20 protein-coding genes are annotated in these 24348 nt (G+C 61.0%); 11 read left to right on the top strand and 9 right to left on the bottom strand.

Going from position 1 to position 24348, the window contains the following annotated elements; translation table 11 throughout:
- Positions 1–48 precede the first annotated feature (48 nt).
- The 3 genes from G5134_RS16380 to G5134_RS16370 all read left to right on the top strand — a co-directional run bounded on the left by G5134_RS16380 (position 49) and on the right by G5134_RS16370 (position 2925).
- On the top strand, positions 49–1212 hold the full coding sequence (locus tag G5134_RS16380; RefSeq protein WP_026141725.1) for a multidrug effflux MFS transporter: 1164 nt from the start codon (positions 49–51) through the stop codon (positions 1210–1212).
- A gap of 108 nt (positions 1213–1320) precedes the next feature.
- Positions 1321–2370, top strand: coding sequence for an oxidoreductase (locus tag G5134_RS16375; protein WP_290037350.1), 1050 nt, complete (start codon positions 1321–1323; stop codon positions 2368–2370).
- 309 nt (positions 2371–2679) lie between these two features.
- Positions 2680–2925, top strand: a complete 246-nt coding sequence (locus G5134_RS16370) for a hypothetical protein (RefSeq protein ID WP_005309486.1) — start codon at positions 2680–2682, stop codon at positions 2923–2925.
- A gap of 98 nt (positions 2926–3023) precedes the next feature.
- Here the strand turns inward: G5134_RS16370 and rimJ are convergent, their stop codons facing one another.
- Together rimJ and G5134_RS16360 are read right to left on the bottom strand one after the other, a co-directional pair.
- The gene (gene rimJ / locus G5134_RS16365) at positions 3024–3575 is read right to left on the bottom strand and encodes a ribosomal protein S5-alanine N-acetyltransferase (protein WP_065017344.1); all 552 of its coding nucleotides are present in this window, start codon (positions 3573–3575) and stop codon (positions 3024–3026) included.
- Entirely contained in the window at positions 3575–4129 is a 555-nt protein-coding gene (locus G5134_RS16360) for a GNAT family N-acetyltransferase (protein ID WP_065017345.1), read from the bottom strand. Before G5134_RS16360 ends, rimJ begins: the two co-directional genes overlap by 1 nt.
- Before the next feature lie 352 nt (positions 4130–4481).
- Between G5134_RS16360 and G5134_RS16355 the strand changes: the two genes are divergently transcribed.
- On the top strand, positions 4482–6251 hold the full coding sequence (locus G5134_RS16355; protein ID WP_010634996.1) for a M4 family metallopeptidase: 1770 nt from the start codon (positions 4482–4484) through the stop codon (positions 6249–6251).
- Between the two features lie 52 nt (positions 6252–6303).
- Here G5134_RS16355 and G5134_RS16350 read toward each other — a convergent pair whose 3' ends face one another.
- Positions 6304–7203, bottom strand: coding sequence for a LysR family transcriptional regulator (locus G5134_RS16350; protein ID WP_017764724.1), 900 nt, complete (start codon positions 7201–7203; stop codon positions 6304–6306).
- A gap of 209 nt (positions 7204–7412) precedes the next feature.
- Here G5134_RS16350 and mdtH point away from each other — a divergent pair, with 209 nt between their 5' ends.
- The gene (gene mdtH, locus G5134_RS16345) at positions 7413–8606 is read left to right on the top strand and encodes a multidrug efflux MFS transporter MdtH (protein WP_005309498.1); all 1194 of its coding nucleotides are present in this window, start codon (positions 7413–7415) and stop codon (positions 8604–8606) included.
- 61 nt (positions 8607–8667) lie between these two features.
- Here mdtH and G5134_RS16340 read toward each other — a convergent pair whose 3' ends face one another.
- From G5134_RS16340 to aspA, 3 genes are all read right to left on the bottom strand, one after another.
- Positions 8668–9759: a porin gene (locus tag G5134_RS16340; RefSeq protein WP_025202181.1), complete on the bottom strand. Its 1092-nt coding sequence runs from the start codon at positions 9757–9759 to the stop codon at positions 8668–8670.
- A 201-nt stretch (positions 9760–9960) separates the two neighbouring features.
- A complete protein-coding gene (locus G5134_RS16335) occupies positions 9961–11280 on the bottom strand; it encodes an anaerobic C4-dicarboxylate transporter (protein WP_005309503.1) in 1320 nt (439 codons plus the stop codon).
- A 127-nt stretch (positions 11281–11407) separates the two neighbouring features.
- Entirely contained in the window at positions 11408–12850 is a 1443-nt protein-coding gene (gene aspA / locus G5134_RS16330; RefSeq protein WP_005309505.1) for an aspartate ammonia-lyase, read from the bottom strand.
- A 449-nt stretch (positions 12851–13299) separates the two neighbouring features.
- Between aspA and G5134_RS16325 the strand changes: the two genes are divergently transcribed.
- A complete protein-coding gene (locus G5134_RS16325; RefSeq protein WP_042051174.1) occupies positions 13300–13776 on the top strand; it encodes an FxsA family protein in 477 nt (158 codons plus the stop codon).
- 23 nt (positions 13777–13799) lie between these two features.
- Here G5134_RS16325 and G5134_RS16320 read toward each other — a convergent pair whose 3' ends face one another.
- On the bottom strand, positions 13800–15200 hold the full coding sequence (locus G5134_RS16320; protein WP_019839813.1) for an MATE family efflux transporter: 1401 nt from the start codon (positions 15198–15200) through the stop codon (positions 13800–13802).
- Positions 15201–15381: 181 nt separating this feature from the next.
- Between G5134_RS16320 and G5134_RS16315 the strand changes: the two genes are divergently transcribed.
- From G5134_RS16315 to G5134_RS16295, 5 genes are all read left to right on the top strand, one after another.
- Entirely contained in the window at positions 15382–15675 is a 294-nt protein-coding gene (locus tag G5134_RS16315; protein ID WP_005309514.1) for a co-chaperone GroES, read from the top strand.
- Between the two features lie 42 nt (positions 15676–15717).
- Complete coding sequence (gene groL / locus G5134_RS16310) at positions 15718–17352, top strand: chaperonin GroEL (RefSeq protein ID WP_005309517.1); 1635 nt, start codon at positions 15718–15720, stop codon at positions 17350–17352.
- A 95-nt stretch (positions 17353–17447) separates the two neighbouring features.
- Positions 17448–17945 carry a molybdopterin-binding oxidoreductase gene (locus G5134_RS16305; protein ID WP_021464683.1) on the top strand — a complete coding sequence of 166 codons (498 nt, stop codon included), beginning with the start codon at positions 17448–17450 and terminating at the stop codon, positions 17943–17945.
- 23 nt (positions 17946–17968) lie between these two features.
- Positions 17969–19900 carry a putative bifunctional diguanylate cyclase/phosphodiesterase gene (locus G5134_RS16300; protein WP_005309523.1) on the top strand — a complete coding sequence of 644 codons (1932 nt, stop codon included), beginning with the start codon at positions 17969–17971 and terminating at the stop codon, positions 19898–19900.
- Positions 19901–19957: 57 nt separating this feature from the next.
- Positions 19958–20146, top strand: a complete 189-nt coding sequence (locus G5134_RS16295) for a hypothetical protein (RefSeq protein ID WP_080628999.1) — start codon at positions 19958–19960, stop codon at positions 20144–20146.
- Positions 20147–20219: 73 nt separating this feature from the next.
- On the opposite strand, the gene rluA is transcribed toward G5134_RS16295, so the two are convergent.
- Both rluA and rapA read right to left on the bottom strand, forming a co-directional pair.
- Positions 20220–20876: a bifunctional tRNA pseudouridine(32) synthase/23S rRNA pseudouridine(746) synthase RluA gene (gene rluA, locus G5134_RS16290; protein WP_139432155.1), complete on the bottom strand. Its 657-nt coding sequence runs from the start codon at positions 20874–20876 to the stop codon at positions 20220–20222.
- A 130-nt stretch (positions 20877–21006) separates the two neighbouring features.
- Positions 21007–23874, bottom strand: a complete 2868-nt coding sequence (gene rapA, locus G5134_RS16285) for an RNA polymerase-associated protein RapA (protein WP_260752943.1) — start codon at positions 23872–23874, stop codon at positions 21007–21009.
- Positions 23875–24348 lie beyond the last annotated feature (474 nt).

Here is a 24348-nt window from a genome sequence, read left to right as displayed (position 1 = left end):
TAAGTAGACTCGCGCCCCAATCCATTTCCCCATGCCACGAGGTGACTGATGCCATTGATTCTTCTGCTTGTACTCCTGGTGCTGTTCAGTCCGCTGGCCATCGACATCTACCTGCCCGCCATTCCGCAGATGGCCGAGCAGCTGGGCGCCGAGGTGACCCTGATGCAGGGCACCATTACCTGGTTCCTGTTCAGCATGGGACTGGGGCAACTGTTGGTGGGGCCGCTGGCCGACCGCTACGGCCGCAAGCCCATCGCCCTCGGCGGCGTGCTGCTCTATGGTCTGAGCGCCCTGGGTGCCGGCTTTGCCGCGAGCCTCGGCGAGCTGATGCTGGCGCGGGTGCTGCAGGGCCTCGGCGCCTGTGCCACCTCGGTGGCCGCCTTCTCGGTGGTGCGTGACAGCTACGGCCCCAAGAAGAGCGGTCAGATGATCTCCTACCTGAACGGTGCCATCTGTTTCATTCCGGCGTTGGCTCCCTTGCTCGGTGGCTGGCTCACCGCCAAGGCTGGCTGGTCGGCCAACTTCTGGTTTATGGCCGGTTATGCGGTCATCGTCGGCAGCTGGCTGCTGTGGCGGATGCCGGAAACCCGTCCGGAAGAGACCCGCAGCGGCGGCCCGCTCATCAGCTGGTCGCGCTACAGCCCGGTGCTGCGCTCCCCGAGCTTCCTGTTCAACGCGACGCTGTGCATGCTGGCGATGGCGGTGATCCTGGCCTATGTCACCGCGGCGCCGGTGCAACTGATGGTGAGGCTGGGGCTGGACATGAGTGGCTTCAGCTACTGGTTTGCTGCCAACGCGGCGCTCAACATCCTGGCCTGCTTCCTGGCGCCCCGTTTCATCGCCAGGGTGGGGCCAAGACGCACCCTGCGCATCGGCCTGCTGGTGCTGTTGCTCTCCGCCATCTCCCTGAGCCTGTCGATGCACATCGATCATCCGCTGGCCATGATGGGTCCGGTATTCCTCTCCAGCATCGGCTTTGCCATGATCCTGGGCTCGGCCGCCGGCATGGCGCTGGCACCATTCGGTCACTGCGCCGGTACCGCCGCCGCCCTGCTCGGCCTGTTCCAGATGAGCGGCTCCGGTGCGCTGGTGGGCTTTATCGGCGCGCTGATGCACGACCCGCTGAACCAGCTGGCGCTGCACATGTGGCTGTTGCTGCCCCCGCTGGTGGTGCTGATGACCCGCCAGGGCCGGCGCTTGTGTTTGCAATAAATCCTGTGCTCTGATGGGCACACTCAGGGGGCCTTGGGCCCCCTTCTCTTTTGGCAGGCCAAAGGTTCGCCTGCATCTCATGACACAGCTACCCGTGGAGAAAACCGGATGAGCCACACAATCAATGCCGCCCTGGTGGGCTACGGCTTTGCAGGCCAAACCTTTCACGCCCCGTTTCTGACCAGCACGCCCGGGCTCTCTCTCGGCTGGGTGGTGAGCCGCGATGCCGCCAGGGTGCAGAGCGATCTGCCCGGCAGCCGGGTCGGTTCGCTGGCCGAGGTGCTGGCGGACCCCTTGGTCGATCTGGTGGTGATCGCCACTCCCAACGACACCCATGCCCCCATCGCCCGCGAGGCGCTGCTGGCCGGCAAGCACGTGGTGATCGACAAGCCGTTCGCCCTGGACCTGGCCGAGGCGCAGGCGCTGGTCGAGCTGGCGGAGAAGCAGCAGCGACTGCTCAGCATCTTCCACAACCGGCGCTGGGACGGGGACTTTCTCACCGTACGCCGCCTGCTGGCGGAGGGGGCGCTCGGTCAGGTCGCCCAGTTCGAATCCCACTTCGACCGTTATCGCCCCGAGGTGCGTCAGCGCTGGCGCGAGGCGGGCGGTCCGGGCTCCGGCCTCTGGTTCGATCTCGGTCCCCACATCCTCGATCAGTCGCTCCAGCTGTTCGGTCAGCCGGACTGGCTGCAGGCGGATCTGGCCCAGCAGCGCCCCGGAGCCCTGGCGGATGACTACTTTCACGTGGTGCTGGGCTATGGCGAGATGCGGGTCGTGCTGCACGGCAGTTGCCTGGTGTCGGCCACCATGCCGCGTTTCGTCATCCACGGCAGCGAGGGTTCCTTCATCAAGTTCGGCATGGATGTGCAGGAGGAGCAGCTCAAGCTCGGCAAGCGGCCACCGGCGGCAGACTGGGGGGTGGACAACGAACCCGGCCAGCTCAGCCGGATCCGCGATGGTCAGCTGCAGCAGCAGAGCGTGGCTGGCGAGGCGGGGGATTACGGCGCCTACTATCGCGGCGTCTGCGCCGCCATCCGCGGGGAGGGAGAGAACCCGGTGCCGGCCGGCGAGGCACTGGCGGTGATGGCGCTGCTGGATCTGGCCCGCGACAGCGCTCGCGAGGGTAAGCGGCTGGCTTGTCAGATCCTGTCTGACTGAGGCGGGGTCCGCGCGTGATGGCCGGCACCATGCAATAGCCGTTTATTGCCAGTCATCACGGGGCCTGCGGTGTTTTATTGTACGAAATTGCGCCGTTTACAGTGTTTTGTGTTAATGTTTGTCGTTGTAGTAGTTCTTTTCATCCAGCCAACGAGAAAATATCATTGTGATACTCGTTTTCATTGGGCGCGTATGGGGATATATTTCGCGCGCCTCTTGGCTCCCGGCATATGGGTTTTTCACCGGGTGAAAGGACGCACTGTGATGGTTGTACCAACCATCTCTCCATATTTTTCTGAGGGTATGCACATGAACAAAGTACTGGTAGCCGGTATCCTGGGTCTGATGTTGACCGCTTGTGGTCAGAAAGAAGAAGCCGCCGCACCGGCCGCTACTCCGGCCGCCGACGTTGCTGCAACTGTTGAGAAAGCCGCTAGCGAAGCCACCTCTACCGTAGAGAAGGCTGCTTCCGAAGCGACTGCAACCGTTGAGAAGGCTGCCGCTGACGTAGCCACCAAGGCAGAAGCCGCAGTGAGCGATGCCAAGGCCAACTAAGCCTGCAACTCATCTGAAAAACGGGCCCGAAGGTAACTTCGGGCCCGTTTTTTATGTCCGCTCGGGCCAGCTCCCCGCCTTGGGCTGGACACCGCCGGCTAGCACGCCGGATTGAGGCGGGAGGTGAGGATGTGATCCTCCCAGCGGCCGTTGATCATCAGGTAGCCTTTGGCGTACCCCTCCCGCTCGAAGCCGAGCCGCTCGAGCAGGGCGCCGCTGCGCTGATTGGCCGGCATGTAGCTGGCCATGATGCGGTGCAGGCCGTGCTCCCTGAACAGATAGTCGATGCCGGCCCCGACGATCTCCTGCATCAGCCCCTGTCCCTGGTGGGCCTGATCGATGGCGTAGCCCAGGTGGCAGGCCTTGAAGGCCCCCATCAGGATATTGGTGAAGTTGCAGGTGGCGATCACCTGCTCGCCATCCGGCTCGAGCGCTACCAGGTGCACCCCGCTGCCGTTGAAGAACTGGCCGTAGCTGTCGCGCAGCCGGCCGTGCCAGTGGCTCAGGGTATAGAAGCTCTCGTCCCGGCTGGGCTCCCAGGGGGTGAGGTGAGCGCGGTTGCGCAGATAGAAATCCAGCATCAGATCGGCCCGCTCGGGAGGCAGTACGGTGAGCCGGCTGCGGGCCGTGCACAGGTGTGGCAGTGCCATCAGTGATCCCTCTGCCCAAGCCACTCGTCGCGCAGCAGGCTGTAGTGAACGTGATCCACGACTCTGTTGGCCAGCCGCTCGGCACGGCGGGTGATCCCCTCCTGCTGCATGCCGAGGCGCTCGCAGACGGCCCGGCTGGGCTCGTTGTCGATGGCGGCGCTGATCTCCACCTTCTCCATCCCCATCTCTTCGAAGGCGTGATGGATCAGGGCCTGGCAGGCGCGGGTGATGATGCCGTTGCCCTGCCAGCGCTCGGCCAGCCAGTAGCCGATGCTGACCTTGGCCAGCGCCTTGTCGATCTGGTTGTAACCGATGACACCGACCACCTCCCCCTGATACTCGATGGCGGTGGTCAGCCCCTCGCCGCGGGCGAATTTCTCGATGGCGTGGCGGATGAAGGTGGCGCTGTCGGCGGGTTGCTGAATGTAGGGGGGCCAGGGTAGCCACTGGGTCAGGTAGTCGCGATTCTCCCGACACAGGGCAAAGAGTTCGCTGGCCATGTCGGGCTGCAGGAACAGCAGCGCCAGCTCGTCATCCAGTTGCCATGAAAACATCCGCACCTCCCGTTGCCGCAGGGGCCCGCAATGGGCCGTCGAACCGCCAATGTAGCCAATCAACCCCTTGTTAGCCAAGGACTTTCAGCCGTTATCAAGGCTGCGCTATCCCCATATGGAGGGGCGGCTCCGACCGTCATTGGGGCGCCTTGTCATTGTTCGGCCTTTCCTGGTGTTATTCGCCATTTTTTCGGCTCTTTACGCTACCAAAAACAGGCAACAGCAGATTCTGCTATGGATTCATGCTGGGCTGTCACATATGACAGGCAGCAATTCCGATCGCGCCAACTAGTGTAGGAGCGCTGGGCAACGGACCCGGCGTGTAATCTTCATCGACTTAAGGAAAAGACGGATGAACAAAGTCTATTTGGCCGTGGTATTGGCCTGCTGGGGAAGCGCAGCCTTGGCTGCAGAACAGGTTGACGTACATCAGGTTGCCGGCATTCAGGGAGCACCGAGCGGTGCCGCCGGCGTCAGCGCGCTGGCCGGGGATGGCGAGTTCCGCCAGGTGCGGGCAGTCAAGCTGCCCAACGGCCAGCAGCGGGTGCGCTATGAGCAGACCTGGCACGGTATCCCGGTCTGGGGTCAGGTGCTGGTGGCCGAGCAGTCCCTCGGTGGCCAGATCAGTCAGGTCTCCGGCCAGATCCTGCGCCAGATCGATGCCGATCTGGCCAGCCCGACCGCGGCCCTGTCGCCGGCCGATGCCGCCAGCAAGGCGCGGGCCGGGGCCAAGGGCAGCAACGAGCGGGTCAAGCTGTTCGTGATGCAGGATGACGCGGGTCAGGCCAAGCTGGTCTATCTGGTCTCTTGGCTGGCGGCGAGCGAAGAGCCGAGCCGTCCCTTCGTGATGATCGATGCCCAGACCGGCAACGAGCTCAAGCGCTGGGAAGGGATCAACCACAAGGATGCCACCGGCCCGGGCGGCAACATCAAGACCGGCAAATATTTCTACGGCTCCGACTTCGGCCCGCTGCAGGTGGATGACAACTGCCGCATGACCAGTGCCAACGTTGACACCCTCAACATGAATCACGCCACCACGGGCGGCACCATCCACCAGTTCACCTGCCCGGAGAACACGGTCAAGGAGATCAACGGTGCCTACTCGCCCCTCAACGATGCCCACTACTTCGGCAACGTGGTGTTCGACATGTACCGCAACTGGTACAACACGGCGCCGCTGACCTTCAAACTGAAGATGCGGGTGCACTACAGCCGCAACTACGAGAACGCCTTCTGGGACGGCAGCCAGATGACCTTCGGTGACGGCGCCACCACCTTCTATCCGCTGGTGAGCCTGGATGTGGCAGCCCACGAGGTGAGCCACGGTTTCACCGAGCAGAACTCGGGGCTGGTCTACTCCGGCCAGTCGGGCGGCATCAACGAGGCCTTCTCCGACATGGCGGGGGAAGCGGCCGAGAACTACATGAAGGGCAGCAACGACTGGCTGGTGGGCGCCCAGATCTTCAAGGGCAACGGCTCCCTGCGCTATTTCGAGGATCCGACCCGGGATGGCAGCTCCATCGGCCACGCCAGCGACTACTATGACGGCATCGACGTGCACCACAGCTCGGGTGTCTACAACCGCGCCTTCTACCTGCTGGCCAACACCAGCGGCTGGAATACCCGCAAGGCCTTCGAAGTGTTCGTGCTGGCCAACCGTCTCTACTGGGGCGCCAACACCACCTTCGATCAGGGCGCCTGTGGCGTGACCAAGGCGGCGACCGATCTCGGTTACAGCGTGACCGACGTGGCGGCCGCCTTTACCACGGTCGGGGTCAATGCCACCTGTGGCGGCACCACTCCGCCCACTGGCAGCGTGCTGCAAAACGGGGTACCGGTGACCGGTCTCTCCGCCGCCAAGGGTGGCAAGCTGAACTTCACCATCGACGTGCCGGCCGGCAAGAGCCAGCTGGTGATCGCCAGCAGCGGCGGTACCGGCGATGCGGACCTCTATGTGAAATTCGGCAGCGTGCCGACCAGCAGCAGCTATGACTGTCGTCCGTACAAGAGCGGCAACGCCGAGACCTGCACCCTGAACTCGCCCAAGGCGGGGACCTGGAACGTGCAGCTGAGCGCCTTCAGCGCCTTCTCCGGAGTGACCCTCAAGGCCAGCTACTGATCATCAGTGGCCGTTGACAACAGTGAAGCGCCGGACTTGTCCGGCGCTTTTTTTATGCGGGTTTGCCCGCCCAGCGGGCGGCCAGGGTGCGGGCGGCCTCCAGCACCCGCTCCTTGGCGGGGTTGGGGCGCTTGCCGCTGCGCCAGGCCATCATCACGTCCCAGTGATCCGGCGGCAGATCCACCACGTCCAGCTGCACCAGCCGGCCAAACTCCAGATCCCGGGCAATGGCGAGCGCCGGCATCAGGGTGATGAAGCCGTGTTCCAGCGCCAGCTCCCGCGCCGCGCTGGCGGGCTGGATGGCGTGCAGCGGGCTCGCCACCTGGCGCAGCAGGCGCAGCTGCAGGATCAGCTCGTCGCAACCGGTGCCCCACTGCTGGGGCGCCAGCCGTTCATTGGCGATGTCCTGCAGGGTCAACCCCTGTCGCCCGGCCAGCGGATGGGTGGCGCAGGCCACCGCTATGATGGGGGAGCGGTAGAGCAGCTCGAGCTGGATGCCGGCGATGGCGGGGCACTTGAGGATGAAGCCGACGTCGGTCTCGCCGGTCAACAGCTCCTGCATGATGATGCCGGAGTGATCCGTGTTGCAGCGGATCTCGAAGGTCTCGTCGACCAGTGCCAGCAACAGGGGGCCGAACACCACTGTCGTCAGAGAGGGCAGGCAGGCGAGCCGGATGCGCGGCAGCGCCGGTGCCCCCTGCATGGCCAGCCGGCCCCCTTCCAATGCGCTGAGGGCCGCGCTCGCCGCGGGCAGAAACTGCTCGCAGGCCGGGGTGGGGGTGGCGCCGCGCCGATGGCGGCGAAACAGGGGCTGGCCCAGATCCTGCTCCAGTACGGCGATCCGCTGGCTCACCATGGGTTGCGACCAGCCGCGCACGGCCGCCGCCTTGCTGAAACTGCCGCGATTGACCACATCCAGCAGCAACTGCAGATCGTCGAGGGTCATAGCCATAAGATAATCCAATATGAAATATAGCCAGTTGTCGGCTACCACTATATCTGGCGTCCTTCCAGAATAGCAGTATCAATCGTTGTGCTTTGGCATATTGCCACACCGGCTCAGGGGCTTGCAGCACCTTGAGTCCGTTTGGTGACGGCGTCATTCGGGCGACGAGCAGTAATCGATATGAATGTCATCAGAGCAGCAGGGGACGGGTAGTCATGGTGGATCGGGCGAGGCGGTTGGGGCGGTGGTTTTTGGCGTTGGATTCCCTGTTGGTGATCCTGGGGTTCTTCGTGGTGATGCCCATGATCAGCCTGCGCTTCGTGGATCAGCTCGGCTGGGCGGCCGGGGTGGTCGGGCTGGCGCTGGGGTTGCGCCAGCTGACCCAGCAGGGGCTGGGCATTCTGGGGGGCTCGCTGGCGGACAAGTTCGGGGCGCGCCCGCTCATCGTGGGGGGCATGCTGCTGCGGGCGGCGGGTTTTGCCAGCCTGGCCTATGCCCAGAGCGGCCTTGAGCTGATCCTCTCCTGCATCATCTCGGGCCTCGGCGGCTGCCTGTTCGACCCGCCCCGGGCGGCGCTGGTGATCAAGTTCACCCGGCCGCGGGAGCGGGGTCGCTACATCTCCTTGCTGATGATGCTGGAGAGCGCCGGCGCCGTGGTGGGGGCCCTGCTCGGCAGCTGGCTGCTCAACTTCGATTTCGAATATGTCTGTCTGCTGGGGGCCGGCCTGTTCGTCTGCGCCGCCCTGTGCAACCTGCTGATCCTGCCCCCCTACAAGCTCTCGGTGCGGCCGACCCCGATCCGGGCCGGTCTCGGCCAGGTGCTGGCCGACAAGGCATTCTGCCGGCTGGTACTGATCCTGAGCGGCTACTACGCGCTCTGGGTGCAGGTGATGCTGATCTTCCCCATCCTGGTCAAGCAGATGGCGGGCAGTACCACGGCGGTGGGCTGGATGTATACCCTGGAGACCGCCATCTCGCTGGCGCTGCTCTATCCGCTGGCACGCTATGGCGAGCGGCGCTTCAAGCTGGAGAGCCGGCTGATGGCCGGGGTACTGCTGATGACCACAGGCATCGGGCTGGTGGCCTTTGCCAACACCCTGCCAGCCGTGTTCATGCTGCTGGCCTGCTTCTATCTGGGGATCGTCATCGCCGAGCCGGCGCGGGAGACCCTGATGACCAAGCTGGCGCAGCCGGGGGCGCGCGGCAGCTACATGGGCTTCAGCCGGCTAGGGCTGGCGCTGGGAGGCATGACGGGTTACGTGGGGGGCGGCGCCCTGCATGACTACGCCATGGCTCAGGGGCAGCCCTGGTTGCCCTGGCTGGTGCTGGGCACAGTGGGCGTGACCACCTTGCTGCTGCTGGCCAACTGCTTTCATCGCGAGTCGAGTCTGGCGCGGGTCAATGTCTGAATGGGCATAAAAAAACCGGCCGCAAGCGGCCGGTAAAAAATACAGTAGGCTACAGGAAGACTTAGAAGTTGTACTGCAGGGCCACGGCGACCACGTCGTCGGTGTTCTTGCCCAGCGAGTTGGTGTGGGTGCCGTTGACGTTGTCCAGCAGGTTGATCTTGTAGTCAACGTAGGCGTTGAAGTTGTCGGTGAAGTTGTACCAGGCACCGATGGAGACGTATTCGGTGGCGGTGTCATCGATGCCGCGAGCGTTGTCCTTCACGTCGGTGCGCAGGTAGGCCACGGACGGCTTGAACTTGCCGAAGGCATACTGGGCCACGGCTTCGTAGCCATCCATCTTCTCGGCGTAACCGTTGAAGGTGCTGACGTACATGTGGTCTTCACCGTGGGAGTAGGTGGCAGCCAGGTAGAGGTCGCCGACGGCGTACTTGGCGCCCACGCCGTACAGTTTGGCATCGCTGTCGCCACCGAAGGAGGCGTTGGCGGCCTGCTCGTCGGTCTTGCCGGCCTGGTTGTAGGCGGCACCCAGGCTCAGACCCATGTCGAAGTCATAGTTGGCAGACACGGCGAAACCTTCGGCGGAACCCTTCGGATTCCAGGTGCTGTTGGTGCCAGTCAGGTTGGAGCGATCGGCGTTCTGCGGATCGTTGTTGCCAGTGAACTGGGCACCCAGGGTCAGGCCCTGATAGGTGTAGATGTACTGGGCCAGGCCATTGGTACGACCGGTGCCGAACACTTCGGTGTCCTTGCCCAGGCCGTCACCGCCCCACTCGGGCAGCACGTCGGTGTAGTTGTTCACGGCTTTGGTGAACAGGCCGTCCTGACGACCGTAGCTGAAGGCACCGAAGCGATCGTGCTTGATGCCGGCGTAGGCATAACGCAGCTCGTCATTGTCTGAACCTGAGGTCGGCAGGTTGTACTCGGCAAAGCCGAAGGCCTGCATTTCCGGAGCAATCTTGGTTTCGCCGGCGATGTGCAGACGCAGGTAGCTGGCGTCGCCTTCAGAACCGTTGTCATCAGTGCCGTAGTACATGCCCTGGGCACGACCACCGATGTCGAGCTTGGTGTCGTTCTGGTTGTAAACGGTCGCGGCTTGCGCACCACCGGCCAGCAGCAGGCTGGAGATGGCCATGGTCAATGCTGTTTTTTTCATTGTTCGTTCCTCTGGTGTAAACACTGTCGGACCTGTGCTCGGCCCTGTTGATCGGTTATCTGTTCCGATAGCCCAGAGTAGCCCTGCGAACCTTGATAGAAACTGAAGCGGACAAGGATTAATTAATGGTTTGACCAGAAAGGCAGGCATAAAAAACGGCCCAGAGAGGGCCGTTTGAACATTTGTGGAATTAAATGCTGTTTAGAGCATCATGCCACCGAAGAAGAAGCCGAGCGCCACGGCGATGGCGATGGTGGCCACACCCGGTACGAAGAAGGGGTGGTTGAACACCGCCTTGCCGATGCGGGTGGAACCGGTGTCGTCCATCTCGACCGCGGCCAGCAGGGTCGGGTAGGTGGGCAGCACGAACAGGGCGCTCACGGCGGCGAAGGAGGCGATGGCGGTCAGCGGGCTGACACCCAGTGCCAGGGCGGCCGGCATCAGGGCCTTGGTGGTGGCGCCTTGTGAGTAGAGCAGCATGGCGGCGAAGAACAGCACCACGGCCAGCAGCCAGGAGTACTGGTTCAGCAGGTCGCCGGCGATGAGCTGGATGGTATCCATGTTGCCCTTCACGAAGACGTTGCCGAGCCAGGCCACACCCAGTACGCAGATACAGGCGGACATACCGGACTTGAAGGTCGGCATGTTGGTGACCTGGGTCACGTCCAGCTTGCACACCAGAGTCATGATGGTGGCCGCGGCCAGCATGATGCCCATGATGGCGCCGTCACGGGGGATCGGCGGGTTGGTGATGAGGCCGACTTTACCTGAGATGGCGGTGGCATAGGCCATCACTGCCACGATGGCGGCGATGAAGATCCAGACCGACAGCTTGGCGTAGGGTTTGATCTCGAGCTGGGTGGTACCACGCAGCTTGATCTGCCCCTTGGCCTTGCGCTCCAGGTAGACTTCGTCCTGGTCCAGCGGCTTGCCCAGCATGTTGGCGACGAAGGCGCCGAGGATGCAGGCGATGAAGGTGGAGGGGATGCAGATGGCCAGCAGGGTCAGGTAGTCAACACCGAACGGCTCCAGCATGCCGGAGAAGGCGACCACGGCGGCGGAGATGGGCGAGGCAGTGATGGCGATCTGGGAGGCGACGACCGCGATGGAGAGCGGACGGGAGGGGCGGATACCCTGCTCCTTGGCCACTTCGGCGATCACCGGCAGGGTGGAGAAGGCTGTGTGACCGGTACCGGCCAGCATGGTCATCAGGTAGGTGACCACAGGGGCGGCGAAGGTGATGTATTTGGGGTTCTTGCGCAGGGCTTTTTCGGCCAGGTGCACCAGGTAGTCCATCCCGCCGGCCAGCTGCATGCAGGCGATGGCGCAGATGACGGACGCGATGATCATGATCACGTCCCAGGGGATGTAGGTGACCAGCTGATCGCTCGGGATCTGCACCCCGAGGCCCCAGGTCAGTACCAGTACCCCCAAACCACCGGCAAAGCCGATGCCGATGCTGCCTATCCGGGCCCCCAGATAGATAGCGGCGAGCACGACGAGCAACTCGATTCCAATCATAGTGAACACTCCATTTTCCAGTTTTTTTAGGTTTTATTTGGCAGAAAAGCCAATTCCCGATGGGGCTGGGCAAGACCTATCGGGAACTGACTCTATGGGCCGGGATGATCCCGGCCCATTTGCTCGCTTATACGGTGGCTTCGCGGGTGTAACGCTTGGCTTTGTATTGCGGGTTCATCAGGTTCTCGATGGAGAGGATTTCGTCCAGCTGTTCGGCGGTCAGCAGGCCGCGTTCCAGCACGACTTCACGGACGTTCTTGCCGGTCTGTGCACAGATCTTGCCGACGATGTCGCCCTCGTGGTGGCCGATGAAGGGGTTCAGGTAGGTCACGATACCGATGGAGTTCAGCACGTGGTTCATGCAGATTTCCGGGTTGGCGGTGATGCCTTCCACGCACTTCTCGCGCAGGGAGATGCAGGCCTTTTCCATCAGGCTCAGGGATTCGAACATCGCCTGACCGATCACCGGCTCCATGACGTTCAGCTGCAGCTGACCGGCTTCGGCGGCGAAGGTGATGGTGACGTCGTTGCCAAATACCTTGAAGCAGGACTGGTTGACCACTTCCGGAATGACCGGGTTGACCTTGGCCGGCATGATGGAGGAGCCAGCCTGCATTTCCGGCAGGTTGATCTCTTTGAGTGCGGTGCGCGGGCCGGAGGAGAGCAGACGCAGGTCGTTACAGATCTTGGAGAGCTTCATCGCCATGCGCTTGATGGCGCCGTGCAGCATCACGTAGGCGCCGCAGTCGGAGGTCGCTTCGATCAGATCTTCAGCCGGCACATAGGCGCGACCGGTGATCTCGGCCAGGCGCTTGATGGCCAGGGCGGAGTACTCGGGCGGGGTGTTGAGGCCGGTACCGATGGCGGTGGCGCCCAGGTTCACTTCCAGCAGCAGCTCCTGGCAACGCTTGATGGACTTGATCTCTTCGCGCAGGGTGACGGCGAAGGCGTGGAACTCCTGACCCAGGGTCATGGGTACCGCGTCCTGCAGCTGGGTACGACCCATCTTCAGGATGTTCTTGAACTCGGCAGCCTTGGCATCGAAGGCGGCGATCAGCGCTTCCAGGGCAAACAGGGTGGTGTCGGTGCTGTTCACCACGGCGACGCGGAAACCGGTGGGGTAGGCGTCGTTGGTGGACTGGCACTTGTTGACATGGTCATTGGGGTTGATGACGTCGTAGCGGCCTTTTTCCAGACCCATCAGCTCGAGGGCGATGTTGGCCAGTACTTCGTTGGTGTTCATGTTGACGGAGGTGCCGGCACCGCCCTGGTAAACGTCGACCGGGAACTGGTCGAAGCATTTGCCGGTGTTCAGCATCAGGTCGCAGGCTTCCACGATCTTGTCTGCAATTTCAGGACGGATGGTGCCCAGCTCGCCGTTTGCCAGCGCGGCGGCCTTTTTGGTCAGCACCATGCCGCGGACGAATTCCGGAACGTCAGAAATCTTCTGAGAGCTGATCTTGAAGTTCTCGACGGCGCGCAGGGTGTGTACGCCGTAGTACATGTCGTTGGAAACTTCTTTGGTGCCCAGCAGGTCTTCTTCAATGCGGACGTTCTTGATGTCGCTCATTGTAATGCCTCAGAAATCAGATAAATGGAAACGATCCTCACCGAGTGGTCGCGAGTTCCTTACGCACGGTTCATCCTGAAGCACCACACATCGAGTGGGGCGGTTGGAGGCCTTTTTTGCCTCCTTCATTACTGGCGTCGATATTACCCCAATTGAGGTATCTGATATTAGACCTGGATCACTAAATTTGAGACAACCTCAAATAACTTGTGGTCATTAAACAGATATTGCAATCGACCGATTAACTTTGACAGAACAATGACTTCAATCACAGTCCGGCAAGCCGGTTTTTCTGCGGATCCGGCGCTGCGTCACCCTCCGCACTTGAAAAGTGCGCGCTGACCCCCATTTTAATCAACAGGAACCGATATCATGGTGGGTTGGCAGCGGCATCGACGGCTGTCTGGTCTGCCGGCGGTTCATTCACATTCACCCGCACTGAGGTTGTTATGGGCAAGTTGTTTCTATTGTTGGTCGGTCTGGTGGTGCTCGAGCTCACCGTGATGATCGAGGTGGGCTCCGTGATCGGCGCCTTGCCGACCGTCGGCCTGCTCATTCTGACGGCGGTGCTGGGCTCCTCTCTGGTGCGCAGCGAAGGGATCAAGACCCTGTTCAACGCGCAGCAGAAGATGCAGCAGGGGGAGATGCCTGGACGTGAGGTGATGGGGGGCATGATGCTGGCGCTGGCCGGTCTGCTGCTGATCATTCCGGGCTTCGTGACCGACTTCTTCGGCATCCTGTTGCTGCAACCCTGGCTGCGCAACAAGCTGGCCGACAAGCTGATCGGCAGCAACCAGTTCAGAATGCAGATGGGCGGTTTTCAAAGCCGTCAGCAGCCGTTCGACGAGGTGCCTGGCAGTGACCAGCCGGGTCAATCCCCGCGCGCCGGTACCACCATCGAAGGGGAGTTCGAGCGCAAGGAGTAAGTGCTGCGCTCAATCCCGGGCCATCAGGGCTTGCCCTGATGGCACAACTGCTCGAAGCGGTGGCGGGCATACCACCAGGCCAGAGTGCCCGCCGCCAGGTTCGCCAGCAGGATCCCCAGATAGATCCCCTGTTCTCCCCCCAGTTTTGCCCCCAGCCAGGCTCCTGGCAGCAAGAAGACAAACAGTCGCAAGCCGTTGAACAGAAAAGAGATGCTGGATGCCCTCACGCCATTCAAGGCGGATGCCAGCAGCATCACCATGCCCTGAAAGCCATAACCGATGGGTACCAGGTGCAGATAGAGCACGATGAGGCGCACCACCTGCGGGTGATCGCTGAACAGATCGGCGATGAAGGGGGCCAGCAGCCAGGTCAGCGCGTAGACCGCCAGCTGGAACAGCAGGGCGAAGCGCATGCAGAGCTGCAGCGCCGCCTTGGCGCGGGCCGGGTTGCCGGCGCCGCAGTTCTGCGAGATGAAGGGAGCCAGCACCGAGGAGAGCGCCATCATCACGATGAGCAGCAGGGCCTCGACTCTCGAGGCGGCGCCGTAGGCGGCCACTACTTCGGTGCCCAGTCCGGCGAAGATGGTCATCAGCACCGCATTGGCCAGCGGGTTGAGCATGTTGGTGAAGGAGGCAGGCACGGCCACGTGCAGCAGGGCGCGCCAGTGGGCCAGTAGCTGCGGGCGCGGGGAGAGGCGCCAGCGCAGCAGGCCCTCGCGGTGGCGCAATATATAGAGGCTGACCAGCATGGCCATCAGCCAGGAGAGGGAGGTGGCGATGGCGGCGCCGCGGATCCCCCACTCGGGAAAGGGGCCTATGCCGAAGATGAGCAGGGGATCCAGCACGCCGTTGACCAGCCCGGCCACTGTCATCACCAGGCTCGGGGTCTTGGTATCGCCGGTGGCCCGGATGGCGGCATTGCCCACCATGGGCAGCACCAGCATGGGGACGGTCAGATACCAGATCAGCATGTAGTCGTAGATGAGGGCGATCAGCGCATCGCTGGCACCGAGCAGCCGGAACAGCGGGTGTATGGTGAGCGCCCCCGCCACGGCGATGAGGGTGACCAGCAGTACCGCCAGGAACAGGTTGTCGGTGGTGATGCGGGCGGCCTCTTCATGCTTGCCCTGGCCGAGGGCATGACCCATCACGGCGGAGAGGCCGGCCCCCAGCCCCATGGCCAGCGAGGTGACCACGAAGGTGACCGGAAAGGTGAAGCTGATGGCGGCCAACGCCTGGGTGCCCAGCATGCCGATGAAGAAGGTATCGACCAAGTTGAAGGCGAGGATGGCGACGATGCCGAGGATCATGGGACCCGTCATGCGCAGCAGTACGGACGTCATGGGGGCTGTCAGCAGGGGATTGGGTCGGGTCACGGGCTGGTCTCTGTACATCTGGCGGAGTTCTGGCTGCTGGCAGCACAAACCGGTTTCCTGACCGGGACTCGGGCGATCCATCGAAGACCTTCATAGTACGTGAAAATATTTTTTTTGTATTTGCCCTTGAAGGGTTAACAAACGTACCCCACATCGGAGACATATCTAATTTGGCCAGGAATGGCCATTCCTCAAAGCAACACAGAGACTCATTTTGGGAGAGTTATCGATGAAAATTCGTCCACTGCACGACCGCGTCATCATCAAGCGCATCGAAGCTGAAGCCAAATCCGCTGGCGGCATTGTCTTGACTGGTACGGCGGCCCAGAAGTCCACCCGTGGTGAAGTTCTTGCCGTGGGGACTGGCCGAATTCTGGATAATGGCGACGTCAAAGCCCTCGCCGTCAAGGTTGGTGACAAGGTGATCTTCAACGAAGGCTACGGTGTGAAGACCGAGAAGCTGGATGGTCAGGACGTGCTGATCCTGTCTGAAACCGACATCCTGGCGATTGTCGAAGAGTAATCCACCCCTTTCCCCCAAGAATTGATTGAAGGACTGAACAAAATGGCAGCTAAAGAAGTCAAGTTTGGCAACGAAGCCCGCATCAAGATGCTGGAAGGCGTCAACATCCTGGCCGATGCAGTCAAGGTGACCCTGGGCCCGAAAGGCCGCAACGTGGTGCTGGACAAATCTTTCGGCGCTCCGACCATCACCAAGGATGGCGTCTCCGTCGCTCGCGAAATCGAACTGGAAGACAAGTTCCAGAACATGGGCGCCCAGATGGTCAAGGAAGTTGCTTCCAAGGCCAACGACGCCGCCGGTGATGGTACCACCACCGCGACCGTACTGGCCCAGGCCATCGTCAACGAAGGCCTGAAGGCCGTTGCCGCCGGCATGAACCCGATGGATCTGAAGCGTGGTATCGACAAGGCCGTGGTAGCCGCCGTTGCCGAGCTGCAAGCGCTGTCTCAGCCCTGCGCCGACAACAACGCCATCGCTCAGGTAGGCACCATCTCCGCCAACTCCGACGAGAAAGTCGGCAAGCTGATTGCCGAAGCCATGGACAAAGTGGGCCGTGACGGCGTCATCACTGTAGAAGACGGTCAGGGTCTGGAAGACGAGCTGGCTGTGGTTGAAGGTATGCAGTTCGACCGTGGCTACCTCTCCCCGTACTTCGTCAACAAGCCGGAAACCGGTGCCGTCGAGCTGGACGACCCCTTCATCCTGCTGGTCGACAAGAAAATCTCCAACATCCGCGAAATGCTGCCGGTGCTGGAAGGCGTGGCCAAGGCTGGCAAGCCGCTGATCATCGTCGCCGAAGACGTTGAAGGTGAAGCGCTGGCGACTCTGGTGGTCAACACCATGCGTGGCATCGTGAAAGTGGCTGCGGTCAAGGCGCCGGGCTTCGGTGACCGTCGCAAGGCCATGCTGCAGGATATCGCCATCCTGACTGGCGGTACCGTGATCTCCGAAGAAGTGGGCATGGAGCTGGAAAAAGCGACCCTGGAAGACCTGGGCCGTGCCAAGCGCATCGTCATCACCAAAGAGAACACCACCATCATCGATGGCGTGGGTGATGCAGGCCTGATCGAGAGCCGTGTGGCCCAGATCCGTCAGCAGATCGAAGAGACTTCTTCTGACTACGACCGTGAGAAGCTGCAAGAGCGCGTAGCCAAACTGGCTGGCGGCGTTGCGGTGATCAAGGTGGGTGCTGCCACTGAAGTCGAGATGAAAGAGAAGAAGGCACGCGTTGACGATGCCCTGCACGCGACTCGCGCTGCGGTGGAAGAAGGCGTGGTTGCCGGTGGTGGTGTGGCGCTGGTGCGCGTTGCTGCCAAACTGACCGGTCTGCGTGGCGACAACGAAGACCAGAACGTGGGTATCAAGGTTGCCCTGCGCGCCATGGAAGCTCCGCTGCGTCAAATCGTCATCAACGCCGGTGAAGAGGCCTCCGTCATCGCCAACGCGGTGAAGAACGGCGAAGGCAACTATGGCTACAACGCCTACACCGAACAGTATGGCGACATGCTGGCCATGGGCATCCTGGATCCGACCAAGGTGACCCGTTCTGCCCTGCAGTTTGCCTCTTCCGTTGCCGGTCTGATGATCACCACCGAGTGCATGGTCTCCGAGCTGCCGAAGAAAGATACCCCTGCCATGCCTGACATGGGCGGCATGGGTGGCATGGGCATGATGTAATTCAGCCTGGGTTACCAAACGGCTCGCTTTTGCGAGCCGTTTTTTTTATGGCGACTAGACTGAGTCTATTGTCAGTGACTTTATCCGAGGTGAACATGCGTGTACTGGGTTTGATTTCATTACTGTTTTCTCTGGCCATGCCGGTAATGGCGCTGGAAACGCCGCAAGGTCCCGTCATCCTGAAGGTGACCGGCAATGTCCAACCGGCGGAAGCGACCGAAGGGGTGGTCTCCTTCGATCTGGCGATGCTCAAAGCCTTGCCGCAGCACGAGATCGTGACCGCCAACCCCTGGGTCGACAAGCCGCACAAATATGTGGGCCCCAAGCTGGCCGATCTGCTGGCCGCCGTCGGCGCGGATGGCAAGGCGATCACCTTGACCGCATTGAACAGTTTTCAGATCAGGCTCAACTGGGATAAGGTCAAGCAATACGACCCGATTCTGGCCTGGCAAGATGATGGGGTCACCATGCGGGTACGGAATAAGGGACCGCTTTGGTTTATTCTACCGCTGGATCAATATCCCGAGCTGAAACGCTCGGAGTTTACCGACATGATGATTTGGCAATTGAATGCCATTGATATTCAGCATTGATGTAGTGGCTTCTGGGAGCACGAGTGAAAGCAAAGACCAAGGCGTGGCCTTTACTCATCGTTCTTTATCTATCCATCCTGCTGTTCACCGGGAGCACTCTGTATTGCCTCGCACAAATACAGAATGCGACCCGGGTGATGGAGAAGTATACCTATGACGTCTCCTGGGCCCTGATGCAGTTGCAACTGGAGTTGGGGCGTTTCCTCAACTCCGTCGAGATTTACCATTATGGCGGTATCGATCACGATACCCTGATGTTGCGCTACGACATCCTCTGGAGCCGCACCCCCATCCTGCTCAGCGGCCAGCTGCGTCAGAGCATGAAGGACAAGCAGAAGACCCTGCGGCTTGTGCAGTTGATCGAAAGCAATATCCGCGAGATGGAGCCCAACATCACCAACCTGAAGTCGGGAACGCCGGATTATCAGCAGATCATGATGCGGCTGTCGCCTCTGCAGGAACCACTCTCCTATTCCCTCGCCTCCGTGATGCAGAAGAACATCAATGTCTATTCGGGCAATGACAAGCGCTTCGGCCAGTTGCGCAATGCCCTGCTGTTCATGGTATCCGGGCTGGTGTTGTCGGTGATGCTGCTGAGCGGTCTGCTGATCCGCGAGGCGCGCCGCCATTTCAGAGTGGCACGGATAGATCCCCTGACCGGGCTCTCCAATCGCCTGGCCCTGCTTGAGAAGATGGAATCCTACGCCAGCAAGGAGACGCCGTTTGGTCTGGTGCTGGTGGACATCAATGACTTTCGCGACATCAACAGCAAGTTCGGTTACAACACCGGTGACTTCCTGTTGCAGGAGCTGGCGAAACGGATGCGTAGCCTGTGTGAAAACGGTGAGTGGGTGGCCAGGCTTGGTGGTGACCAGTTCGCCATGATCCAGCGCGAGAGCAGTGATCTGCGTCAGGTGAGGGAGCTGGTAGCCCGTCTGCTGCACGCGCTCAAGCAGGACATCATCATCGACAACTATCCGTTCCGGCTGGAGGTGGGCATCGGCATCGCCTTCTTCCCGATGGACAGCAAACAGGCCCAGGAACTGCTCAGCCGGGCCGAGCAGGCACTGTTCCACAGTCGCAAGACCCATGTGCCATACGTCATCTACGACAGCTCGCTGCTCAATGAGACGGCGCGTCGCAAGCATCTGGCCAGCGACATGATCATGGCGCTGGAGCACAATGCGCTCGAGCTCTACTATCAGCCCATCGTCAACCTGGAAAGTGGCCGCTGCGAGGCGGTCGAGGCCCTGCTGCGCTGGCGTCACCCTGAGCTTGGTTTCATCCCTCCTAACGAGGTGATCCAGGTCGCCGAAGAGTTTCAGCTGGCCGAAAAGCTGGGTAGCTGGGTGCTGAACACCGCCTGTGAGCAGCTCTATCAATGGCAGCAGCTGGGCCTGGTGGATCTGCAGATGTGCGTGAACATCTCTCCCGGCATGTATCAGCGCAACCTGTTGAAGCTGGTGGCCAAGGCGCTGATGGACCACCATATCCCGGCTGCCAGCCTGGTGCTGGAAGTGACGGAAGACACCACCATGCGCGAGGTGAAAAACTCCCTGCAGCTGATGCAGGACCTCAACCAGCAAGGGGTACAGCTGGCGCTGGATGACTTCGGGACGGGCTACTCGTCCCTCAGTTATCTGCAGAAACTGCCGGTCAGCAAGGTGAAGATCGATCGCTCCTTCATTCAGGGGATCGATACCTCCATCGAAGCGTCCGAGCTGGTCGCCAACATCTGCCGGATGGGCTCCATGCTGGGCAAGAGTCTGGTGTGCGAAGGGATTGAAACCCAGGCCCAGCTCGACGTGCTGCGCACCCTGACCGACATCCATCTCTATGGTCAGGGTTATCTGTTCAGCCGTCCCGAGCAGGCGGAGAAGGTCTATCAGACCCTGCTGGAGATGGAAGAGGAGTGGCTGGAGCGGCGTCAGCCCGACAAGGCGTATTTAATTTAGCCAAAGTGCTCATGTCTAGCCTAAGATGGCCGATAGTCTTAGGGCAGGAGGTACACCATGGATATATCTAGTTCTGCATCTGCGTCATTTGGTTCTGCATTGATGACGGCCAGCCTGGCCAAGAAACAGCAGACCCAAGAAGGTGAATCTGCATTGAAACTGCTGCAAACAGCAGCTCAATCAGCACCGGTTGCACCGACATCGGCCAACGCTTCTCTGGGAAGTAAAATCGATATTCGCGTCTGACCCTAACGAAAAAGCCCCCATCTCGTCGATGGGGGCTTTTTTATGTCTGCGATATCGCAATGTCTCTCTTGGCTCAGACCGGAAAAGGGGCTGGTGCCTCGAAGGTCATCCGTTCGCCGCTGCGGGGGTGGCTGATGGTCAGGCTGGCTGCATGCAGATAAAGGTGCGGTGCCGCCGCCAGCGCATCCGGATGGGCGTAGAGGTTATCGCCGAGGATGGGATGACCCAGCTCCAGCATATGAACCCGTAGCTGATGGGAACGACCGGTAATGGGGGTCAGCTTGATCAGGCTGTTGCCATTTTCTACCTTCAGCTTCTGCCACAAGGTCAGGGCGTGACGCCCCTCCTCAAAGTCCACCTTCTGCTTCGGGCGGTTGGGCCAGTCGACGCAGAGCGGCAGATCCACTTCACCCGCATCCAGTTCCGGCTCGCCCCACACCCAGGCCAGATAGTGTTTCTCGGTTTCCCGCTCGCGAAATTGCCGGCTCAGCTCCCGGTGAGAGTTGGGATTGAGGGGGATCACCAGCACTCCTGTGGTTGCCATGTCGAGACGATGGGCTGCCGCCGCCTTGGGGTGCTGTTGCTTCACCCGATGGAGCACGCTGTCTTCATTCTCGGGGCCGCGCCCGGGGACGCTCAGCAGGCCAGTGGGCTTGTTGACCACCATGATGTCCTTGTCCTTGAACAGGATATCGAGCCAGGGTTCCAGGGGCGGTGAGTATACAAACATAGCGTCTCGCATCTTTGGTCAAAGCGGGGGCAAGCCCCCATCAGTTATGGGTAACCACGATAAAAGTACATGGCAGCCAACTCGCGTTGGGTCTGGTCGTTATCAACCAGACGATGCTTTCACCGTTTTATCAGTTATGGGTAACCACGATAAAGCGGATGGCATCCAGTTTGAGTTGGGTCTGGTCGATCAGGTGGTGCAATTCTGCCTGCAGATTGCGCAGATAATCCAGTTCGCTGTCGCGCACGTTCGGGTTGACCGCCTTGAGCGCCTCCAGACGATCGAGATCCTGCTGCAGAGTTTGCGCCATCTGGGCACGGGCCTGGTCGACAATATTCGCCTTCAGTCCTTCGGCAATCGCCTGACCCTGGCCAATCAGACCGTGGATCACCGGCTGGGAAGCGGTGACCAGCTTGCTGCCCAGGTGGCGGTTGACCGGCGTCAGTTGGCGGTTGAAGGCATCGAAGGCCACCTTCTCGCCCAGGTTGTTGCCGTTCTTGTCCATCAGCAGCCGGATCGGGGTCGGCGGCATGAAGCGGTAGAGCTGGGGATGGGCCGCAGACTCGGCGACGAAGATCAGTTCCAGCAGGATGGAACCGACCGGCAACGCCTTGTTCTTGAGCAGAGCCACTGAGGTGGCACCGATCTCGGAGCCGAGGATCAGGTCGATACCGCCGCGCATCATGGGGTGATCCCAGGAGAGGAACGACATGTCGTCCCGCGACAGGGCGGTGGTACGATCGAAGGTGATGGTCATGCCGTCTTGCGGCAGGCCCGGGAAGCTCGGCACCAGCATGTGATCGCCCGGCATCAGCACCAGCGCGTTCTCGCCGCGATCATCTTGATTGACGCCAATCTCGTCGAACATCTTGAGGGCGAAGGAGATCATACCGGTGTCGTCATCTTCGGCAGCCAGCTTCTCGACCAACTGTTTGGCAGCTTCGCCACCGCTGGAGTGGATCTCCAGCAGACGATCGCGGCCCTGTTCCAGTTTGGCCTTGAGCGGCTCGTGCAACTCGCGGGTGCGGGTCAGCAGTGCTTCTAGGGTCGCCTGCTCACCGGTGTTGGCGGCCAGCAGCTCGAACAGTTCGTCACGCACCGCTTCAAACACCGGGCGTGCGGTCGGGCAGGTCTGCTCGAACGCATCAAGGCCATCGTGATACCAGAGCTGCAGGGCGCGCTGGGAGGTGCCCTCCAGATAGGGAACGTGGATCTCGACAGTGTTCTGCTGGCCGATGCGATCGAGACGGCCGATCCGTTGCTCCAGCAGATCCGGGTTGAGGGGCAGGTCGAACAGCACCAGATGGCTGGCAAACTGGAAGTTGCGACCTTCGGAGCCGATCTCGGAGCAGAGCAGCACCTGGGCGCCCCCCTCAGCTTGAGCAAAATAGGCGGAGGCCTTATCCCGCTCGAGGATCGACATCCCCTCGTGGAAGACGGCGGCGCGGATCCCCTCGCGGGTACGCACGGCCTCTTCCAGCGCGATGGCGGTGGCTGCTTCGGAGCAGATCACCAATATCTTCTGCTGACGGGCAGAGATCAGCAACTCAAGCAGCCAGTCGACGCGCGGGTCAAACTGGGTCCAGCTGGCGTTGTCGCCTTCAAACTGCTGGAAGATCTTCTCGGGATAGAGGTAGCGCAGGGCACGGGTCTGCAGATCGCCGCCGTTGCCACCCATCATGCCCATCACCTTGATGGCGGTCTTGTACTGCTCCGGCAACGGCATGGGGTAGACGTTGAGATGACGCTCGGGGAAGCCCTGAATGTTGGCGCGGCTGTTGCGAAACAGCACGCGACCTGTGCCGTGCTGATCCAGCAGCTTGGCAACTGCCTGCTGACGGGCGGCCGCATCAGTGAGATCCAGCCCATCCAGCTGGCCTGCCAGGGTCTGTTTGGCGGCTTCGCTCAGGGCCTCACCATCCAGCAACTCCTGGGCGGCACTGGCGACTTGGCCATAGGCTTGCTCCTCGGCGAGGAAGGCTTCGTAGTCGTAGAAGCGCTCGGGGTCGAGTAGGCGCAGACGGGCAAAGTGGCTCTGATGGCCCAGCTGATCCGGGGTCGCGGTCAGCAGCAGCACGCCTGGCACCTGTTCGGCCAGCGCTTCCACCATTTCGTAGGCACGGCTCGGCGCCTCCTCGCTCCACTCCAGGTGGTGTGCCTCGTCGACGACCAGCAGATCCCATTCGGCTTCCAGCAACTGCTCGAAGCGGCGGCGTTTCTTGCGCAGGAAATCGAGGCTGCAGATCACCAGCTGCTCGGTTTCGAAGGGGTTTTCCGCATCGGCAAAGGCCTCGATGCAGCGCTCCTCGTCAAACAGGGAGAAGTGCAGGTTGAAGCGGCGCAGCATTTCGACCAGCCACTGGTGCTGGAGTGTTTCGGGCAGCAGGATCAACACGCGATGGGCGCGGCCGGAGAGCAGCTGCTGATGAATGATCATGCCCGCTTCAATAGTCTTGCCGAGGCCCACTTCGTCGGCCAGCAGTACGCGCGGGGCATAACGGTGGCCTACTTCATGGGCGATATAGAGCTGGTGCGGGATCAGGCTGACCCGGCCACCGGCCAGACCGCGGGTCGGATTGCGACGACGTTTGTGCTGGTTGACCAGCGCTTCGTAGCGCAGGGTAAAGCGGGACATCCGGTCGATCTGGCCGGCGAACAGGCGATCCTGCGGCTTGTTGAACTTGATGAAGTTGTTGAGAAACACTTCCTTGAGGGCAACCGGCTCATCATTGTCGGTGCGAACACCTACATATATAAGCAGGCCATCTTTCTCCTGCACTTCATCGACCATCATGGTCCAGTCTTCGTGACTGGCTATCTGATCGCCCACATTGAAGCTGACCCGGGTAACCGGCGCCTCTTCTTTGGCATACATGCGGTTTTCACCGGTAGCCGGAAACAACAGGGTAACCATGCGTCCTTCAACAGCAACGACAGTCCCCAAACCCAGATCCGTCTCTGTATCACTAATCCAACGCTGGCCAAGTGCAAAAGGCATTAAACTCTCCAAAGCCCAAGAGTGTGTGAATCGCAAAGGGGCGCTATGTTACCCGAAGGCGTGAGCGCGATCACCATGGATATGGCGATGGTGGCAGCCATTTCATCCTGCTGTTGATCCAGCACTTGTCCTGCATGATTGAAGATAGATGGCGTTGACTACGGGCGAGGAAATTGCTGGATTAAGCGACTTCTTGATTGATTGTTGAGCGGTTGAACGATTTCTTCGAATTTAATGCGAATTGTCGCTTGCAAGCATGTTCCAGATCCCTATAATGCGCCTCCATCGACACGGCAAGCGGCAACGCAAACAGCCGGGTCGATAGCCTCGAAAAGCCTTTGCAAATAAGGCTTGACTCGAGAAGGCGGTTGAGTAGAATGCCACTCCCGCAGCAGCTAAAAGCTGCGTCGCTCTTTAACAATTTGAATCAAGCAATCTGTGTGGGCACTCACAGCATCGAGCATCAAAAACAAT

Source organism: Aeromonas sp. 600276, from assembly GCF_049175815.1.
Classification (GTDB): domain Bacteria; phylum Pseudomonadota; class Gammaproteobacteria; order Enterobacterales; family Aeromonadaceae; genus Aeromonas; species Aeromonas dhakensis.
Note: the sequence above shows the minus strand (reverse complement) of the source record. Positions and strands in the feature narration are given on the sequence as shown.